The 15,333-nt window shown below is 66.6% G+C and carries 14 protein-coding genes; 5 read left to right on the forward strand and 9 right to left on the reverse strand.

Translation table 11 applies throughout. The annotated features are described in order from the left end of the window. Positions 1-61: 61 nt before the first annotated feature. Positions 62-1,474 (forward strand): carboxylesterase family protein, encoded by a 1,413-nt coding sequence (locus tag QF047_RS19185; RefSeq protein WP_373427781.1) that lies wholly within the window; start codon positions 62-64, stop codon positions 1,472-1,474. Here QF047_RS19185 and QF047_RS19190 read toward each other — a convergent pair. Together QF047_RS19190 and QF047_RS19195 are read right to left on the reverse strand one after the other, a co-directional pair. Beyond that, positions 1,405-1,833 carry an alpha/beta fold hydrolase gene (locus QF047_RS19190; RefSeq protein WP_307280340.1) on the reverse strand — a complete coding sequence of 143 codons (429 nt, stop codon included), beginning with the start codon at positions 1,831-1,833 and terminating at the stop codon, positions 1,405-1,407. The genes QF047_RS19185 and QF047_RS19190 overlap by 70 nt on opposite strands. Continuing rightward, the gene (locus tag QF047_RS19195) at positions 1,788-2,243 is read right to left on the reverse strand and encodes an alpha/beta fold hydrolase (protein ID WP_307280342.1); all 456 of its coding nucleotides are present in this window, start codon (positions 2,241-2,243) and stop codon (positions 1,788-1,790) included. The genes QF047_RS19190 and QF047_RS19195 overlap by 46 nt, the downstream gene beginning before the upstream one ends. 135 nt (positions 2,244-2,378) lie before the next feature. Between QF047_RS19195 and QF047_RS19200 the strand changes: the two genes are divergently transcribed. Further along, the gene (locus tag QF047_RS19200) at positions 2,379-3,131 is read left to right on the forward strand and encodes a DUF429 domain-containing protein (RefSeq protein WP_307280344.1); all 753 of its coding nucleotides are present in this window, start codon (positions 2,379-2,381) and stop codon (positions 3,129-3,131) included. 8 nt (positions 3,132-3,139) lie between these two features. Here the strand turns inward: QF047_RS19200 and QF047_RS19205 are convergent, their stop codons facing one another. Then, entirely contained in the window at positions 3,140-5,533 is a 2,394-nt protein-coding gene (locus QF047_RS19205) for a phosphoketolase (protein WP_307280346.1), read from the reverse strand. Positions 5,534-5,655: 122 nt separating this feature from the next. Here QF047_RS19205 and QF047_RS19210 point away from each other — a divergent pair, with 122 nt between their 5' ends. After that, positions 5,656-6,255: a hypothetical protein gene (locus tag QF047_RS19210; protein ID WP_307280349.1), complete on the forward strand. Its 600-nt coding sequence runs from the start codon at positions 5,656-5,658 to the stop codon at positions 6,253-6,255. Here the strand turns inward: QF047_RS19210 and acnA are convergent. After that, entirely contained in the window at positions 6,252-8,891 is a 2,640-nt protein-coding gene (acnA, locus tag QF047_RS19215) for an aconitate hydratase AcnA (protein WP_307280351.1), read from the reverse strand. The two genes, QF047_RS19210 and acnA, sit on opposite strands and share 4 nt — an antisense overlap. A 77-nt stretch (positions 8,892-8,968) precedes the next feature. Between acnA and QF047_RS19220 the strand changes: the two genes are divergently transcribed. Together QF047_RS19220 and QF047_RS19225 are read left to right on the forward strand one after the other, a co-directional pair. Further along, positions 8,969-9,634: a GntR family transcriptional regulator gene (locus QF047_RS19220; RefSeq protein ID WP_307280353.1), complete on the forward strand. Its 666-nt coding sequence runs from the start codon at positions 8,969-8,971 to the stop codon at positions 9,632-9,634. Between the two features lie 82 nt (positions 9,635-9,716). Further along, entirely contained in the window at positions 9,717-10,604 is an 888-nt protein-coding gene (locus QF047_RS19225) for an AEC family transporter (protein WP_307280355.1), read from the forward strand. A gap of 98 nt (positions 10,605-10,702) precedes the next feature. Here QF047_RS19225 and QF047_RS19230 read toward each other — a convergent pair whose 3' ends face one another. From QF047_RS19230 to serS, 5 genes are all read right to left on the reverse strand, one after another. Next, complete coding sequence (locus QF047_RS19230) at positions 10,703-11,287, reverse strand: histidine phosphatase family protein (RefSeq protein WP_307280357.1); 585 nt, start codon at positions 11,285-11,287, stop codon at positions 10,703-10,705. Between the two features lie 70 nt (positions 11,288-11,357). Next, positions 11,358-11,744 (reverse strand): hypothetical protein, encoded by a 387-nt coding sequence (locus QF047_RS19235; protein ID WP_307280358.1) that lies wholly within the window; start codon positions 11,742-11,744, stop codon positions 11,358-11,360. Positions 11,745-11,761: 17 nt separating this feature from the next. Beyond that, on the reverse strand, positions 11,762-12,625 hold the full coding sequence (locus tag QF047_RS19240) for an HAD family hydrolase (RefSeq protein WP_307280360.1): 864 nt from the start codon (positions 12,623-12,625) through the stop codon (positions 11,762-11,764). 117 nt (positions 12,626-12,742) lie between these two features. After that, entirely contained in the window at positions 12,743-13,810 is a 1,068-nt protein-coding gene (locus QF047_RS19245; RefSeq protein ID WP_307280363.1) for a hypothetical protein, read from the reverse strand. 163 nt (positions 13,811-13,973) lie between these two features. Further along, positions 13,974-15,254: a serine--tRNA ligase gene (gene serS / locus QF047_RS19250; protein ID WP_307280365.1), complete on the reverse strand. Its 1,281-nt coding sequence runs from the start codon at positions 15,252-15,254 to the stop codon at positions 13,974-13,976. Positions 15,255-15,333: the final 79 nt, after the last annotated feature.

Raw genomic sequence — 15,333 nt, forward strand, 5'->3', positions numbered from 1 at the left:
CCGGGCACCCGCCGTCGTCGTTTGTCAGGGAAGCACCAGCGGGATGTGCAACGCTTGGTTCGTGAGTTCGGAGCCTACTTTCAACCCGCCCTGCGGTCCTGTCACCGGCTGGCGCGACGGGGACGTCGTCCGGGCCACCGGAATTCCTTACGCCAGGGCGGCCCGTTTCCAGCCTCCCGTACCTGTTGCGGACTGGACCAAACCGTTTGCGGCAACGTCCCCCGCACCCGCCTGTCCGCAGGGGCCCGTGCCGTTCCTCGACGACGTCCTGGGCACCCGCTACGGGGAACTCCCGGGCAGCGAGGACTGCCAGAACCTCTCCATCACCATGCCCGCCGATCTTGCCCCGGGCGAGCTGCTGCCGGTGATGGTGTGGATCCACGGCGGTTCCTACACCACCGGTTCCGGCGACCTTGCCATCTTCGACCCGGCGGCGCTGGTAGCCGAAAACCGGGTGGTGGTGGTTTCGGTGACCTACCGGCTGGGGCTGTTCGGCTTCCTGGCCACGCATTCGGGCCGCCCGGGCAACCTGGGCCTGCTGGACCAGCTTGAGGCGTTCCGCTGGGTGCAGCGGAATGTTGCCGCGTTCGGCGGTGATCCGGGCCGTGTGACCGCCTTCGGACAGTCCGCCGGCGGCGACGCCATCGCCCACCTCATGGCCACTCCGGAAGCGCCGCAACTGTTCCAGCGGGCCATCGTCCAAAGCGCCCCGCTGGGCATTTCCCGCGGCAGGGCAAAGATGAACCATGCGATGGGCATCGCGGCCGAAACAGTCACCGAGGAGACTCCCGCAATGGACGTGGTGGAACGGGAGGATCACGTGGCACAGGGGGCCCGGAAGTTCGGGATGCTGGCCGCCATGCCCTTCGGCACCCAATACGGGCACGCGCCCCTGCCGGAGGAATCAGAGATCGAGGCGGCCTGGAACCGGTCCGCCCCCGGGATTGAGGTACTGATCGGGCACACGTCCGAGGAGGCGCGGCTGTTCCTGCCGCGGAGCCCTTACCTGAGCCGGCTGGCCCGGGTCCCGGTCGCAGGAGCCGCCGCGGTCAGGGCCATCGACTGGGTAGTCACAGAGACTGTCTATGGCCGGGCGGCCCGAAGGTTCGCCCGGCGCCATGCCGGCGCAGGCGGAAAAGCGCACAGGTACGTGTTGAGCTGGCATGCGTCGGGGAACATTTTTGGTGCCGCCCACACCATCGACCTCCCGCTCCTCTTCGGCAACCGGAACACGTGGGACGGCGTCGGACTGATCGCCGGCGCCGGCTGGGAGGACGTGGACGACGTCGGGCGGCAAGTGCGCAGCTTATGGGCGGCTTTCGCCCGGGGAGACTCCCTCGGCGAGAGGGGCGGGATCCCGGGCGCGCTCAGGTACAGGGCAGAGCAAAAGGGGGCAGGCATCCGTCAGATTGTGCGGGCGCCGGCGACAGTGTTCCGGATGGCTTCCACCAGGATGTCCTGGCGCTGGAAGTAGGCGTTGTGGCCGGCGTCCTCCACCACCAGGAGGTTGGCGCCAGGCACGGTGGCGGCCACGTGTTCGGCCCCGCGGCGGATGCGCGGCCTTTCCTGGTTCCCGATCAACACCAGCAGCGGGCTGGTTATGGATTCCAGTCCCTGCTGGAACCAGTCCACGTCCGACGGGTCGGCGCTGAGGAACTCCCCCTGGCTTTGTTCAAGGCTGCGCGGGTAGCGGGCTGCCTCGATGGCGGCGGCGGTGGAGCGGACCCGGATATAGCGGGCATAGTCCTTCGGGTTCTCTGCGATCCACCGGTCCGTGAAGGAGTTCCCTACCCCGAGCCAGATCCTTTCGTCGGCGTCGAGCGAGCTGAACACCTCGAATTTCTCCGGCTGGCCGGCCTGCCCCGGCGCGGCACCACCAGCGGCCAGCCCATCCCGCAAACCACCAGTGCTGCCGCACCGCCGGGATTCCGGACCGCCCAGCGCAGGGCTGTCATGCCGCCCATGCATTGCCCCACAATGACCGGATTCTCCAAGGCCAAGGAGCTGATGAACTGATCCAGTTCCGCAACCCGGTCAACCAGTGGCCCCTGCCGGGGCGAGTTCGATGACCAGCCGTGATCGTAGGTGTCGTACGCCAGCACCCGGAAGTCCTGCTCCAGTTCGGCGGTAATCGGCTCCCAGCAGGCTGCCGCTGAGGCGTGGCCATGCAGCAGCACTATCGGCTGGCCCCGGCCGGAGTCCGTGTAGTGAATATCGTTGCCGAGCACATCGAGCCAGGGCATCGGTGGTCCTTTCGGGCGCTGGACTGCCGGGCTGGCCGGCCTTGCACCAGACTTCCAGACCCAGGGGCCGGAGTCATCCGGTGTCCAGAACGGGCCTGAACAGGCCCGCGGCAGCCAGGGGTAGAGTCTGGTCACGTGAGAACGCTCGGAGTGGACCTCGCCGCGGCCACCAAAAAGACAGCCGTGGCGGTCATCGAATGGGACCAGGCCCCGGCGCGGCTGGTTCACCTCGCACTCGACGTTTCTGACCAGGACATCGTGGACCTCTTCGCCGCCACGGATATGACGGGCATTGATTGCCCGGTGGGCTGGCCGCAGGCGCTGATCCCGTTCCTCACGGGGCACCTGGACTTCGACGCCGGCCCCGTCCTGGCCTATGACGGCATCGAGGGCCGGCGCCTGCTCGCGTACCGGGACACGGACCGCTTCGTCACCGCGAACACCGGCCTGATTCCGCTGAGCGTCTCGGCAGACCGGCTCGCGCACCCGGCCATGCGGTGTGCGGTCATCCAGGCGAAGATCGCAGCACTCCACGGACCCCAGCCGAGGGACGGATCCGGCAAACTGGCGGAGGTCTACCCGGCTGCCTCACTGAAGCTCTGGGGCCTGGGCGCCCGCGGCTACAAAGGACGCGGCGCCTCCGAAGCCGAGCGCCTTTCGGTGCTGCTCGGAAGCCTTCGGCAGCAGGCGCCGTGGCTGGACCTTGCCGGGCACGAGGACAGGCTGGCCGGCTCGGACGACCTGTTCGACGCCGTCGTCGCTTCCCTCACCGCCCGTGCAGTCGCCGTCGGACTGACCGCCCTGCCCGATGACGCCCACGCTGCGGCCGCCCGCAAGGAAGGCTGGATCCACATGCCCGCCGGCGGCCTCGACGGGCTGCCCGGCTAGGAAAGCGGTCAGCCGAGTTTCCAGTTCCGGATCTCCTCCGGGTCCTCACCGTGCGTGCGGGTGTGCTCGCGGGCACGGATCCTGCTGTCCTGCAGCTGTTGCCGCAGCATCGAATGCTTCTCGGCCAGGCCCGGCACCCGGTCGATGGCGTCGATAGCCAGCTGGAACCGGTCGATGCCGTTCAGCATGGCCATGTCGAACGGCGTGGTGGTAGTCCCCTCCTCCTTGTAGCCGCGTACGTGCAGTCCCTCCTGGTTCGTGCGGCGGTAGGCCAGCCGGTGGATCAGCGCGGGGTAGCCGTGATAGGCAAAGATGACAGGCTTGTCCGTGGTGAAGATCCCGTCGTAGTCCCGGGCCGGAAGCCCGTGCGGATGTTCGCTCTCGTCCTGCAGCCGCATCAGGTCAACCACGTTGACCACGCGGATCTTCAGCCCCGGCGCACCTGCCTTGAGCAGCTCCGCCGCCGCCACCGTCTCCACCGTGGGAACGTCACCCGCGCAGGCAAGGACGACGTCGGGCTCCTCCCCCGGCACCTCGGATCCGGCGAACTCCCAGATGCCCAGCCCGCGCTGGCAGTGGGTGGCGGCGTCGGCCGGTCCCAGCCAGGTGGGTGAGGGCTGCTTTCCGCTGACCACAATATTCACGTAGTCCGTGGACGCCAGGCAGTGCTCCATCACGGACAGCAGGGTGTTCGCGTCCGGCGGCAGGTACACCCGGATGACCTCGGCCTTTTTGTTCACGGCGTGGTCGATAAACCCCGGGTCCTGGTGCGAAAAACCGTTGTGGTCCTGCTGCCATACATGCGAGGACAGCAGATAATTCAGCGACGCGATGGGCTGGCGCCACGGCAGCTTCCGGTGCACCTTCAGCCATTTGGCGTGCTGGTTGAACATGGAGTCGACGATGTGGATGAAGGCCTCATAGCAGTTGAAGACGCCGTGGCGGCCGGTCAGGAGGTAGCCCTCCAGCCAGCCCTGGCACAGGTGCTCGCTCAGTACCTCCATCACCCTGCCGGAGCGCGCAAGGTGCTCGTCGACGTCGTCAATCCGGTACTGCCACACCTTGTCGGTGACTTCGTAGACGTTCTGGAGCCGGTTGGACGCGGTCTCGTCCGGGCCGAACAGCCGGAACGTTTCCATGTTCTGGGCCACCACGTCCCGCATCCACGAGCCCAGGGTGATCATCGGGCTGACGCGTTCAGTCCCGGCCTGGGCTACTTCGACGGCGTGGTCCAGGTAGGCGGGCAGCTTCAGCGCCCGCCGAAGGAGGCCGCCGTTGGCGTGGGGCGTGGCGCTCATCCGGAAGTCACCGGTGGGCGCACCCTCGGCGACGTCGGGACGGAGCCGCCCGTCGCCGTCGAACAGTTCCTCCGGGCGGTAGGACTGCAGCCACTCGTCCAGGAGCCGCAGGTGCTCGCCGTTGGTGCGGACTTCGGAGAGCGGCACCTGGTGGCTCCGCCATGTCCCCTCAACCTGCAGCCCGTCCACCTTCCGCGGACCGGTCCAGCCCTTCGGCGAGCGCAGGACAATCATGGGCCAATGCGGCGCTTCCACAGCCTCTTCGTTGCCTGCCTGCCCGACGCCCCTTTCCGGCAGCCGGCGCGAGTCCTGGATGGCGCGGATGTCGGTCATGCAGCTTTCGAGCGCCTCCGCGAAGTCCCGGTGGGCCTGCTCCGTGTTGTCCGGATCCTTCACCGTGACGAAGTAGGGCTCGTGGCCGTAACCGCGCAGGAGCTGTTCCAGCTGCGCTTCGGGCATGCGCGCCAGGATGGTCGGGTTGGCGATTTTGTAGCCGTTCAGGTGCAGGATGGGCAGCACCGCGCCGTCCGCGGCCGGGTCCAGGAAGTTGTGGGAGTGCCAGCTGGCGGCCAGCGGCCCCGTCTCGGCTTCGCCGTCGCCAATCACGACGGCGGCCACCAGCTGGGGATTGTCGAGGACCGAGCCGTAGGCATGGGCGAGGGAGTACCCGAGTTCGCCGCCCTCATTGATGGAGCCCGGGCTCTCCGGGGCGGCGTGGCTGGGGATGCCGCCCGGGTAGGAAAACTGGCGGAAGAGCTCAGCCAGGCCCTCCCCGTCGTTGCCCACATGGCCATAGATTTCGGAGTACGTCCCTTCCAGCCAGGCATTGGCGACGACGGCGGGACCGCCATGGCCGGGACCAGCCACGAAGAGCATCTCAGCGGAGTCGCGGCGGATAACGCGGTTCAGGTGGGCGTAGATGAAGTTCAGCCCGGGCGTGGTGCCCCAGTGCCCCAGCAGACGGGACTTGGTGTGCCCGGCGTTCAGCGGTTCGCGCAGCAGCGGGTTGGAGCGGAGGTAGATCTGGCCTACCGAAAGGTAGTTGGCGGCGCGCCACCAGCGGTCCACAAGTTCGAGTTCGTCCTGCCCCATGCTGCTGGTCATAGCCATCCTCACGTCGCGGTCGCCGCCCGAAGGCGGCCGTTGCTCCATCGCACCAGATGGGCCCGGGTGAGGCAACCCTGCTTGCCCGGGCAAGGCTACCTGCGGGTAGGCTGTGCTTTCAGATGTTCACGCTGACAATCAACCAGACCGATAGCCGGCGCGATGGTGACCGGGTGCCGCAGCTGCTCAAGGACCTGCGGCACGTTCCTGCGCGCCTGGACTTTGACCGGTCAGTGGAGGACGAAGTGCAGGGCATCGTTGAATGTCCGCACCAGGCGGTGGAGGTGGCGCTGATCGCGCTGCGGGCCGGTTCCTGGTATGTGGGGATCGGCGTCGGGCCTGTTAATGAGCCGCTGCCCAACCAGATCAAGGACGCCTCCGGCCATGGGCTGGTGTACGCCCGGCGTGCGGTGGACCGGTTGCGGAACAGCAAGGACCGCGTCCCGGTTGCCGTTGAGGGGCCCTTGGCTGACGTGGCCCATGACGCCGAGGCGGTGCTGCGGCTGCTGGGGCACATCGTCCGCGACCGTTCCGGCGCCGAGTGGCGCGTCCTTGACCTGCTGACCCCGGGAGTGCGCGGCCAGCAGAAGGCGGTGGCCCAGGAACTGGGAATCACTACCCAGGCGGTCAGCAAGGCGGTGGCGCGGGCGCAGTGGAATGAGGAACATGCTGCCCGGCCGGCCGCAGCCCGGTTGCTGGCCCTGATCCTCGAGGCCCGCTAAGGCCTCCTTGCGCTGGCTTCCAGGGTCCGGCGAAGGATCAGCGGGATGACTCCGCCCACCGCCAGGAGTTCGCATTCGAGCCCGGTTTCCACCGCGGCCGTGACTGTGAAAGACTCCTCAGTTCCGTCGCTGCGGACAACCGCGGCCGCGATGCCGGTGCGGGGGCGGATGTGCTCTTCCCCGGCCTCAAGCCTGATCCGGTCCCCGGGCTCAAGGCGCAGGAGCTTGTCCCTCATATCCGCTGGCATCACGAGCGGGAGGATACCCATGCCGATGAGGTTGGAGCGGTGGATCCGTTCAAAGCTGGCGGCGATCACGGCCCTGACGCCGAGCAGCCGCTGGGCTTTGGCAGCCCAGTCGCGGGAGGAACCCATGCCATAGCGTTCCCCCGCCACGATAACCACGGGTTCGCCCTCGTCGCGGTACCGCTCGGCGGCGTCCCAGATGGGCATGGTTTCGCCCGACGGCGCGTGGACGGTTTGCGCTGTGGGCCCTTCGGGATGCAGCCAATTTTTGACGGATTTATTGTGGAAAGCGCCGCGGACCATCACCTCCCAGTTCCCGCGGCGGGACGCGAAGACATTCAGGTCAGCCCGGTCCTCGCCCCGTTCCACCAGGAAGTCCGCCACGTCGCTGTTCGCCGGAATGGCGCTGGCGGGGGAGATATGGTCCGTGGTGATGTCGTCACCGAGTACCAGCAGCGGATGGGCTGTGAAGCGGCCCAGCAGGCTGACCTCAGTCATCGCCGCGAACGGCGGCCTGCGCAGGATGGTCGATGCCGGATCCCAAGGGTACTGCGCGCCGTCGGGAGCTTCGACGCGCCGCCACTGCGGATCCCTGGCCGCGATGAGGAAGTCGCGGCGGAAGTCGGTGGGGTCGTTGGCCTTTAGCACCAGCGCATCAATCTCTTCGCGGGCGGGCCACAGGTCCTCGAGGTAGACGGGGATGCCGTCCGCCAGGTACTGGAGGGGTTCAGCGCTGAGGTCGCGCTTCGCATCACCTGCCAGGGCGAAGGCGACGACGAGCGGTGGGGACATGATGAAGCTGAGTTCGACGTCGGGGTGTACCCGGCCGGGGAAGTTGCGGTTGCCGGAGAGGATTGCCACCGGTTCGCTCGCGCCGTCGTTCTGCGCCGCGGCAACAGCCGGCGTCAGGGGCCCGGGGTTGCCGATGCACGTGGTGCAGCCGAACCCTACGATGTCGAATCCCACGGAAGCGAGGTCATCAGTGAGGCCGGCACGGTTGAGGTAGCTTGCCGCGGCCGGAGAGCCCGGGGCGAGGGAGGTTTTCACCCAAGCGGGAACCTGCAGGCCGCGCATGCGGGCGTTCCGGGCGAGGAGTCCGGCCGCGATCAGCAGTTTCGGGTCCGTAGTGTTGGTGCAGCTCGTGATCGCGGCCAGGGCCACCGGGAAGTCGGGGAGCGTTCCTGTGCCGGGAAGATCCGGTCCAGCCTCCTGTTCCAAAACTTTGCGGATGCCGCCGTAGGGCACCAGGTCCTGGGGCCGGCGGGGACCTGCGGCGTGCATGGCGATGGCGGACAGGTCTACCTCGATGACCCTGGTGTAGACGGGAGTGGCTTCCGGGTCGAACCAGAATCCTGCCCGCCTGGCATAGGCCTCGACGAGGCGGGTCTGCTCCGCCGTGCGTCCCGTACCGGCGAGATAGTCCAGCACCATAGCGTCGATCGGGAAGTATCCGGTGGTGGCGCCGTATTCGGGCGCCATGTTCGCGACGACGGCGCGCTCCCCCACTGCCAGGGTGGAGACGCCGGGGCCAAAGAATTCCACAAACTCGCCCGTGACGCCCACCTCGCGAAGCCGGTGGGTGATGGTCAGGGCCAGGTCTGTGGCCAGAGTCCCGGTCCCCAGCTCACCGATGAGCCGGACACCGACGACGTCGGGGATGCGCAAGGTCGCGGGCATCCCAAACATCACCGTCTGTGCTTCCAGGCCGCCCACTCCCCAGCCCAGGACACCGAGGCCGTTAACCATCGGGGTGTGGCTGTCGGTTCCCAGCATCATGTCGGGGACCGCCCAGCGGACGCCGGCCTGGTCGATGGTGGTGACGACGCTGGCCAGCTGTTCGAGGTTGATGGTGTGCATGATCCCGGTGCCGGGAGGGTGGATGTGCACATCATTCATGGCCTTCGACGCCCACTTCAAAAACTGGTAGCGTTCCCGGTTCCGGCGAATCTCGTGGCTGATGTTCAGTGCAGCGGCATCGGCCCGGCCGTATTCCTCAACGGCCACCGAGTGGTCGATCGAAACGTCCACCCGCAGCAGCGGGTTCAACGCCATCGGATCCGCTCCGTGTTCGGCCAGGGTGTCGCGCATGGCGGCGACGTCCACCAGGGCCGGCGTGCTGGTGGTGTCGTGCATCAGCACCCGGGTCGGCAGGAACTCGATCTCGGCAGTGCTGGTTCCGCTCTCCAACCAAGCGTGCAGGGCCTCCACGGCCTGGTTCCGTTCCTGTCCCTTCATGTTGCGCAGCACGTTTTCCGCCAGCAGCCTGAGGACAATGGGAAGCCTGGAATAGCCGGGGCCGAAGGAGGTCTCCACATCGACCATGCGCAGCACTTGGCCATTCACGGACAGCTGCGTAGCTGGGGTTTCCGGCCCGGCAGGGACAACGGTCACAGGCGCCCTTTCCTGGGTCGGGAGAGTCAGTACGATCTACTACAGTGCAGGTTATAGCCTATAACGAAGGAGGGGCCGTGGCTCAACCCCCAGTTCTCACCAAGAACGCGTACGCCTACGAGGAACTCCGCCGCCGCATTTTGACGGGCGAGATGGAGCAGGGGTCCGTGCTGAGCCAGTCCAGGCTCGCCCAGGAGATCGGCGTCAGCACTACCCCGTTGCGCGAGGCGCTCCGCCGTCTGGCGGCCGAGGGGATGGTGGAGCTCAAGTCGCACAGTGACGCCCGGGTTGCCGCACTGACAGCCGACGAAGCGCGCAACTTGTATGTCATCCGCGAGAACCTCGACCCACTGGCAGCCGCCCTTGCAGCGGAGAGCCGGACGCCGTCGGACGTTACAAGAATTGAGGGCGCCCTTGAGGGACTTCAGCCCCTGCAGGACGCCGGTGACATCAGGGCCCTGACGGCCCACCGCGATTTCCACCGCGCCCTTTATCTGGCTTCCCACAACCCACTCCTCATCGGCATCCTCGAAGGCTTGTGGGACAAATCCGACCGGTACCGCCAGATCGGGCTGCGAAGCCAGGAGGCTTCCCGCGAGGACCTGCTGCGGGTCCAGGAGGAACACAGCCGCATCGCCGGGGCTGTCATTGCCGGCGATGCGGAACTCGCGCGCCAGAGCATGCGAAGGCACGTTGAGGGCAGCCTGGGCCGCCGCGCCATTGACGTCCTCACGGCCGGGTAGGTTTACAAGTGCAAACTTTCCCCCGAACAGAATTGAGGCCTGCCTTTTGGAAGGGGTGCTGAAGGGCTTTTTTGTTGTGGGTATGGTGCTGCTGGCTGGCTACCTCCTGGCCCGGTACAACGTGCTGGGGAAGCAGGGCACGAAAGTGCTTTCCGCGTTGTCGTTCACCGTGGGGCTGCCCAGCCTGATGTTTTCCATGATTGCCACGCGGCACATCACCGAGGTCCTGAGCGCCACCGGCCTGATTTCCGTTGTCACGGCCATCGCCTGCATGACAATCTTTGCCACAGTCGGGGCGGTGCGGCGTTGGGGAACCCGGCGGACCGTCATCGGCGCCCTGTCCACCGGAATTGTGAACTCCACCAACCTGGGTGTGCCGCTGTCCGTCTATGTCCTGGGCAGCGCCACGTATGTCACACCGATCATGCTGTTCCAGCTGGCCCTGCTGACACCGGTCGCGCTCACCATCATGGACCTGGCAGATCCGAAGGGGCCCAAGCCCTCGGTAGGGAAGGTCCTTGGCACGCCCTTCCGGAACCCCGTGACCGTCGCGGCCATGCTGGGCATCCTGCTCAGCGCCTTAGAGATCGAAGTACCGGAGCTCGTGCTCGCCCCGGTTTCCCTGGCGGCGCAGATGACGGTGCCGCTGATGCTGATCATTTTCGGGATGTCCCTGCACGGCCTCACCCTTCGCGGAGGCACCGGCGAGGCCGCTCCCACCACTGTCGCCGTGGTGCTCAAATCAGCGGTCCAGCCCGCGCTTGCCTGGGCGTTGGCGGCGTTCGTCTTTCACCTCGACGCGTTCAGCACGTTCGTGGTCACGGCCTGCGCCATCCTTCCCACGGGACAAAACGTGGTCCTCTACTCCATCCGCTACGGTGTGGGGCAGGCGCTGGCGCAGTCGACCGCCGTGATCACCACAGTCCTGTCCGTCCCGCTGCTGCTCGGAGCCGCGCTACTGTTCGGCTGAGATGCTGTGTCGCTGAGCGGTGTGTGATTGAGCGGTGTGTGGCTGAGTCGCCTTTTAGCTGAGCTGCTGGTGGCTTGGCCGTACCGCGTTGCCGGCCGTCAGCCCTGGCTGGCGGCCATCACAGGCTCGCCATTGAAGTATTCGAGCTGCCAGCCGTCAATCGCGTGATGGTGGGCCAGGTTGAGGACGGCATTGTCGATGCTGTTCAGCGTGCTGCCCACGGCGCGGCTGAGGCTCACGCGCAGGAGCGTCCCGTGCGCGACGACGAGAAGTCGCCGCCCGCGGTACTCCTCCGCCAGTGCCTCCAGTGCCGCCAGTCCCCGGTCAGCTGCCTCCTCCTCGCTTTCGGCGCCGCGGAAACCCCCGGGGATGCGCAGGGCATCCAGTTCCGGGCCCGCCTGCATCCCCTCCGCCGGTCCGAAGCTCCGCTCGATAAGTTCCGGCATGCGGCGGACCTCGCTGAGCCCCAGCCCGGCCGCGATCACGTCGGCTGTTTCGGCGGCGCGGCTCAGCGGCGACGACACAATGGCGTCCCATTCGTAAGCGGACAAAACGGCGACGGCGTCACGCGCCTGGGCACGGCCGACGTCGTTCAACGGGATGTCCGTGGCTCCCTGCAGCCGGCGCTCGGCATTCCAGTCAGTCTGGCCATGGCGGATGAGGGCGAACGTCGTCAGGGTCATGCTTTCCATTCTGCCCGAAGGCTGGCACCAGCCGGAACAACGAGGCTTGCGTGAGGCGGCTGGCTGGTAGTCAGCTAAGGGCAAGGACCAGGTAGAAGACGGCGAGCGCCAGGGCCACCGGCGTCATCACGGCGCGCTCGGATTTGCTCCGCGATATTGCGTTCATCAGCACTCCGAGGGTGAAATATGCTGCCAACACCCAGGTGACCACCGCCGTGACAGCCTCACTGCCCAGGGATGGCACCAAGGCTGCCTTGGCGAGTGCCGCGTACCCGAAAGCCGCGTACAGGACTATCGACACCGCACTTCCCACCCGCAAGCCCGCGGGCAGGACTTTGTGCTGTCCTCCCCACGCCAACCGTCCGAGCGGAGCGCCGCTGATCAGGGCGGCCTGGAAGATGGCAAGGCCGGCTAAAACGCCGCAGGCGGCCACGGCCGCAAGCTGAACCAAGGACACCGCCAGTCCCCCGGCAACTAAAGGAGGCTGCGAAGCACGTGTGCAGCGCCGTCGTCGTACACGGAGTGTGTAACCTCATCCGCGGCGGCGATCACTTCCTCCGGAGCCTGGCCCATGGCCACTCCCCGGCCGGCCCAGCTGAGCATCTCGATATCGTTGCGCCCGTCGCCTACTGCCACGGTAAGGTGCGGTTCGATGCCGAGCCGGCCTCGCAGCTTCTCCAGCGCGCTCGCCTTGGTGACGCCCGCGGCCGCGATGTCCAGCCACGCCGTCCAGCCCACCGAGTATGTGACACCGGCAAGGCCCACGTGCTCGATGGCCTCGTTAAATTCCTCCGGCGTGTTTTCGGTACTGAACACCACCACGCGGACGGCGGTGGCTTCGAGCATGGTGTGGAAGTCGACGCCCACAGCCTCCACACCGAAGCTCGGGTCCTGGAAGCGTTCCGTGGACAGGAAGTTGCCGTCCTCGTCCTCCAGCGCGTACTTGGCGGACGGAAGCCGCTCGCGGAGGGCACGGAGGGCGGGAGCCGGATCGAACGTGGCCTTGTGGATGACCTCGTAGCCGTTGTCCAGTTCCGGATGCAGCCGCAGCGTCACACCGCCGTTGCAGCACACCGCGTAACCGCGATCAATACCGATATTTTCAATGATGGGCAGCATGGCGTTGAGCGACCGGCCGGTGGCGATCATGACCTCGTGGCCAGCGGCTACTACTGCCTGCGCCGCTTCACGAACGGCCGGGGACATGTGGCCGTCGTGGTCCACCAGGGTGCCGTCCACGTCCAGGGCGATCATTAGCTTCTGGTCTACGTTGTTGTTTTCGTTGTTGTCTCGCCGGTCATCGTTGCCGGCGACTGAGGTTTCAGTCAGCGTTGTCATCCATCAAGTAGAGCAGAAACCCCCAAAAACCCGCTAGGACGCACGCCACAGAATTATCGAACAGTTGGTGAATACCCACAGGTTTTCCCCGTTGTGGGTGCTAACCTCCCGCAGGTCCTACGCTCCCAGGCTTGTTCGCGAAACCGAACCTTCAAGATCCGGATCCGCGAACTGGTCCCTGGTTCGTGGGCGCAGCCCCGCTGCCAGGAGCTTCCGCCTCAGCCGCTCCGGATCTTCCACGTCCGCCCAACCCCAGCGCACGAAGCCGAGGCCGAGCGCACGGATGCGGTCCTCGCGGAGCTTTTCCCGGTAAAGGGCTTCCTCTGCAGTGGCCGCACCACGCACGGCGGCCTCTACGTATTTGGCCTTTCCATCGAACTCCCCAACAACCCGGTTCCGCGGCCACCAGCAGTCTGCCCTGCCGATGAAACCGTCGGCGTCCCGGAAGGCGTGCTGGAGCACAGGTTGCTCGAATCCAAGAAACTCAAAGGCTGCACGGCTGTAGGACTCACCCACGGACTCGGCCAGCGGACTCGCCAGGGCCGCCACCCGTTCGGCCCGGCGGCGTGCCGAGGAGTGCTGATGGGACGAAATGCCGGCCACGATTTGGGGTAAGGCCAGCAGGTTTGCGTCCGCCTGAAGCATGCCCTGGCGATGCAACATCCGCGCCAATCCGTCGGCGACCACCAGGGCCTCAGCAAACTTGCCGCCAACCATCATGTCCAGGGCTGTCTGAACCGGGCTGGTGCACCTGAACTCCCCACGGGCCACAGTTTCAACTGGGGGCTTCAGGCAGTAGCGGAGGGGATACGAACGCTTTTCCCGGGCCTGCCGGGCAGCTGGGTCGTCGCCCAGGACCATCAGGGGCGATCGGCGGACTCCGCTTCGCCCGGGCAGTGTCGTGGCCAGTTCCACGCATCCCGGGGTGCGTAGCGTAGGCAATCCGTTGGCCAGTGCTGCCGTTTCCCCGCACAACACCGCGCCCTTCACTGACCTGGCCACGGCCGCCGTCGTCCAGGCAAAGCGCTCTGAAGGCCTTGCACTCAGCCAGTCCGCCGTCCGGACATAGAAACCGCGGCGGATCCGGACCAGCCGTCCCGCCCGAAACTCCCGGTGGATGGCGTCAGTGGTCCCCTGCGTGCGCAGGACAGCGGCGGAATCGATAAGCCCAGGCCGAATCTCCATGCCACAAGGCTGACGGGAAGAAGCCCCGCAGTCAGTGCACAGGCCGGCCTATGTGGACAAGCCAGCGGACGGGGAGCCCCGCGCACGGCAGGGTTCAGAAGCTTGTTCGCGGATCCGAACCTTCAAGATTCCGATCCGCGAACAAGCTTAGGACCAGCCGAAACTACAGAACCGGGAGGACCTCAAGCCCGCCCAGGTACTTCTGCAGCGCCTTGGGCACGTTCACCGAGCCGTCCGCGTTCTGGTGGTGCTCCAGCAGCGCCACGATCCAGCGGGTGGTGGCCAGCGTTCCGTTCAGGGTGGCCACGGCCCGGGTGCCCTTGGCCACCCCCTCCGGGTTCACGGCGCGTTCGCGGATGTTCAGGCGGCGGGCCTGGAAGGTGGTGCAGTTGGACGTCGAGGTCAGCTCGCGGTACGCGCCCTGGGTGGGAACCCAGGCTTCGCAGTCGTACTTGCGGGCCGCTGACGTTCCGAGATCGCCGGCCGCGGTGTCGATAACCCGGTACGGCAGCTCGCACTTGGCCAGCATCTCCTCTTCCCACGCCAGCAGCCGCTGGTGCTCCGCCGCAGCCTCCTCAACAGTGGTGTAGATGAACATCTCCACCTTGTTGAACTGGTGCACGCGGATGATGCCGCGGGTGTCCTTGCCGTGGGAACCTGCTTCCCGGCGGTAGCAGGAGCTCTGGCCGGCGTAGCGGATGGGACCGGCAGAAAAGTCCAGGATCTCGTCCGCGTGGTACCCGGCCAGCGCCACCTCGGAGGTGCCCACCAGGTAAAGGTCGTCTTCGGCGAGACGGTAGATCTCGGCGTCGTGCTTTACATCAAAGCCCGTGCCCTGCATCGTCTCGGGGCGCACCAGGGTTGGCGTGATCATCGGGACGAAGCCGGCCTGGATGGCCTGTTCCATGGCCATCTGCAGCAGCGCCATCTCCAGCCGGGCACCCACGCCGCGGAGGAAGTAGAAGCGCGCGCCGGACACCTTGGCGCCGCGCTCCATGTCGATGGCACCGATCAGTTCGCCGATTTCCAGGTGGTCCCTGGGCTCAAAGTCGGGGAATTCGCGGGGCGTGCCAACGGTTTTGACCACTACGTAGTCGTCCTCGCCGCCCTCAGGCACACCGTCCTCGATGAGGTTCGGGATGGTGCGCAGTAGTTCTTCCTGCTTGGTCTGCGCGGCGTCCGCTTCAGCGGAGGCTGCCTTCACCGAATTGGCCAGCTCCTTGACCTCGGCCAGCAGGGCCTTCTTCTCGTCGCCCTTGGCCTGGGCCACCTTCTTGCCGAAGGCGTTCTGCTCGGCGCGCAGGTTTTCGAAGCGGATCAGCGCCGCGCGGCGGGCGGAGTCGGCGGAAATGATCGCGTCCACCACTGATTCGTCCGCGCCGCGGGCGCGCTGGCTGGCTCGGAACTTCTCCGGGTTTTCGCTGAGGTCTTTTACGTCGATCACCACATAAGGGTATCCAATCCGAAGGAGTACGACGGCGGCGGGCCGCTGGGCCGGAACGCGCAGGTGCCGCCGGGATACT

This window comes from Arthrobacter sp. W4I7, from assembly GCF_030816215.1.
In the GTDB taxonomy this organism is placed as follows: domain Bacteria; phylum Actinomycetota; class Actinomycetes; order Actinomycetales; family Micrococcaceae; genus Arthrobacter; species Arthrobacter siccitolerans_A.

Coding starts and splice junctions, on each gene's coding strand:
- QF047_RS19195 (WP_307280342.1), bottom strand. CDS start 2,243: ATGCCCTGGCTCGATGTGCTCGGCAACGATATTCACTACACGGACTCC.
- QF047_RS19205 (WP_307280346.1), bottom strand. CDS start 5,533: ATGACCAGCAGCATGGGGCAGGACGAACTCGAACTTGTGGACCGCTGG.
- QF047_RS19210 (WP_307280349.1), top strand. CDS start 5,656: ATGTTCACGCTGACAATCAACCAGACCGATAGCCGGCGCGATGGTGAC.
- QF047_RS19225 (WP_307280355.1), top strand. CDS start 9,717: ATGGTGCTGCTGGCTGGCTACCTCCTGGCCCGGTACAACGTGCTGGGG.
- QF047_RS19230 (WP_307280357.1), bottom strand. CDS start 11,287: ATGACCCTGACGACGTTCGCCCTCATCCGCCATGGCCAGACTGACTGG.
- QF047_RS19240 (WP_307280360.1), bottom strand. CDS start 12,625: ATGACAACGCTGACTGAAACCTCAGTCGCCGGCAACGATGACCGGCGA.
- QF047_RS19245 (WP_307280363.1), bottom strand. CDS start 13,810: ATGGAGATTCGGCCTGGGCTTATCGATTCCGCCGCTGTCCTGCGCACG.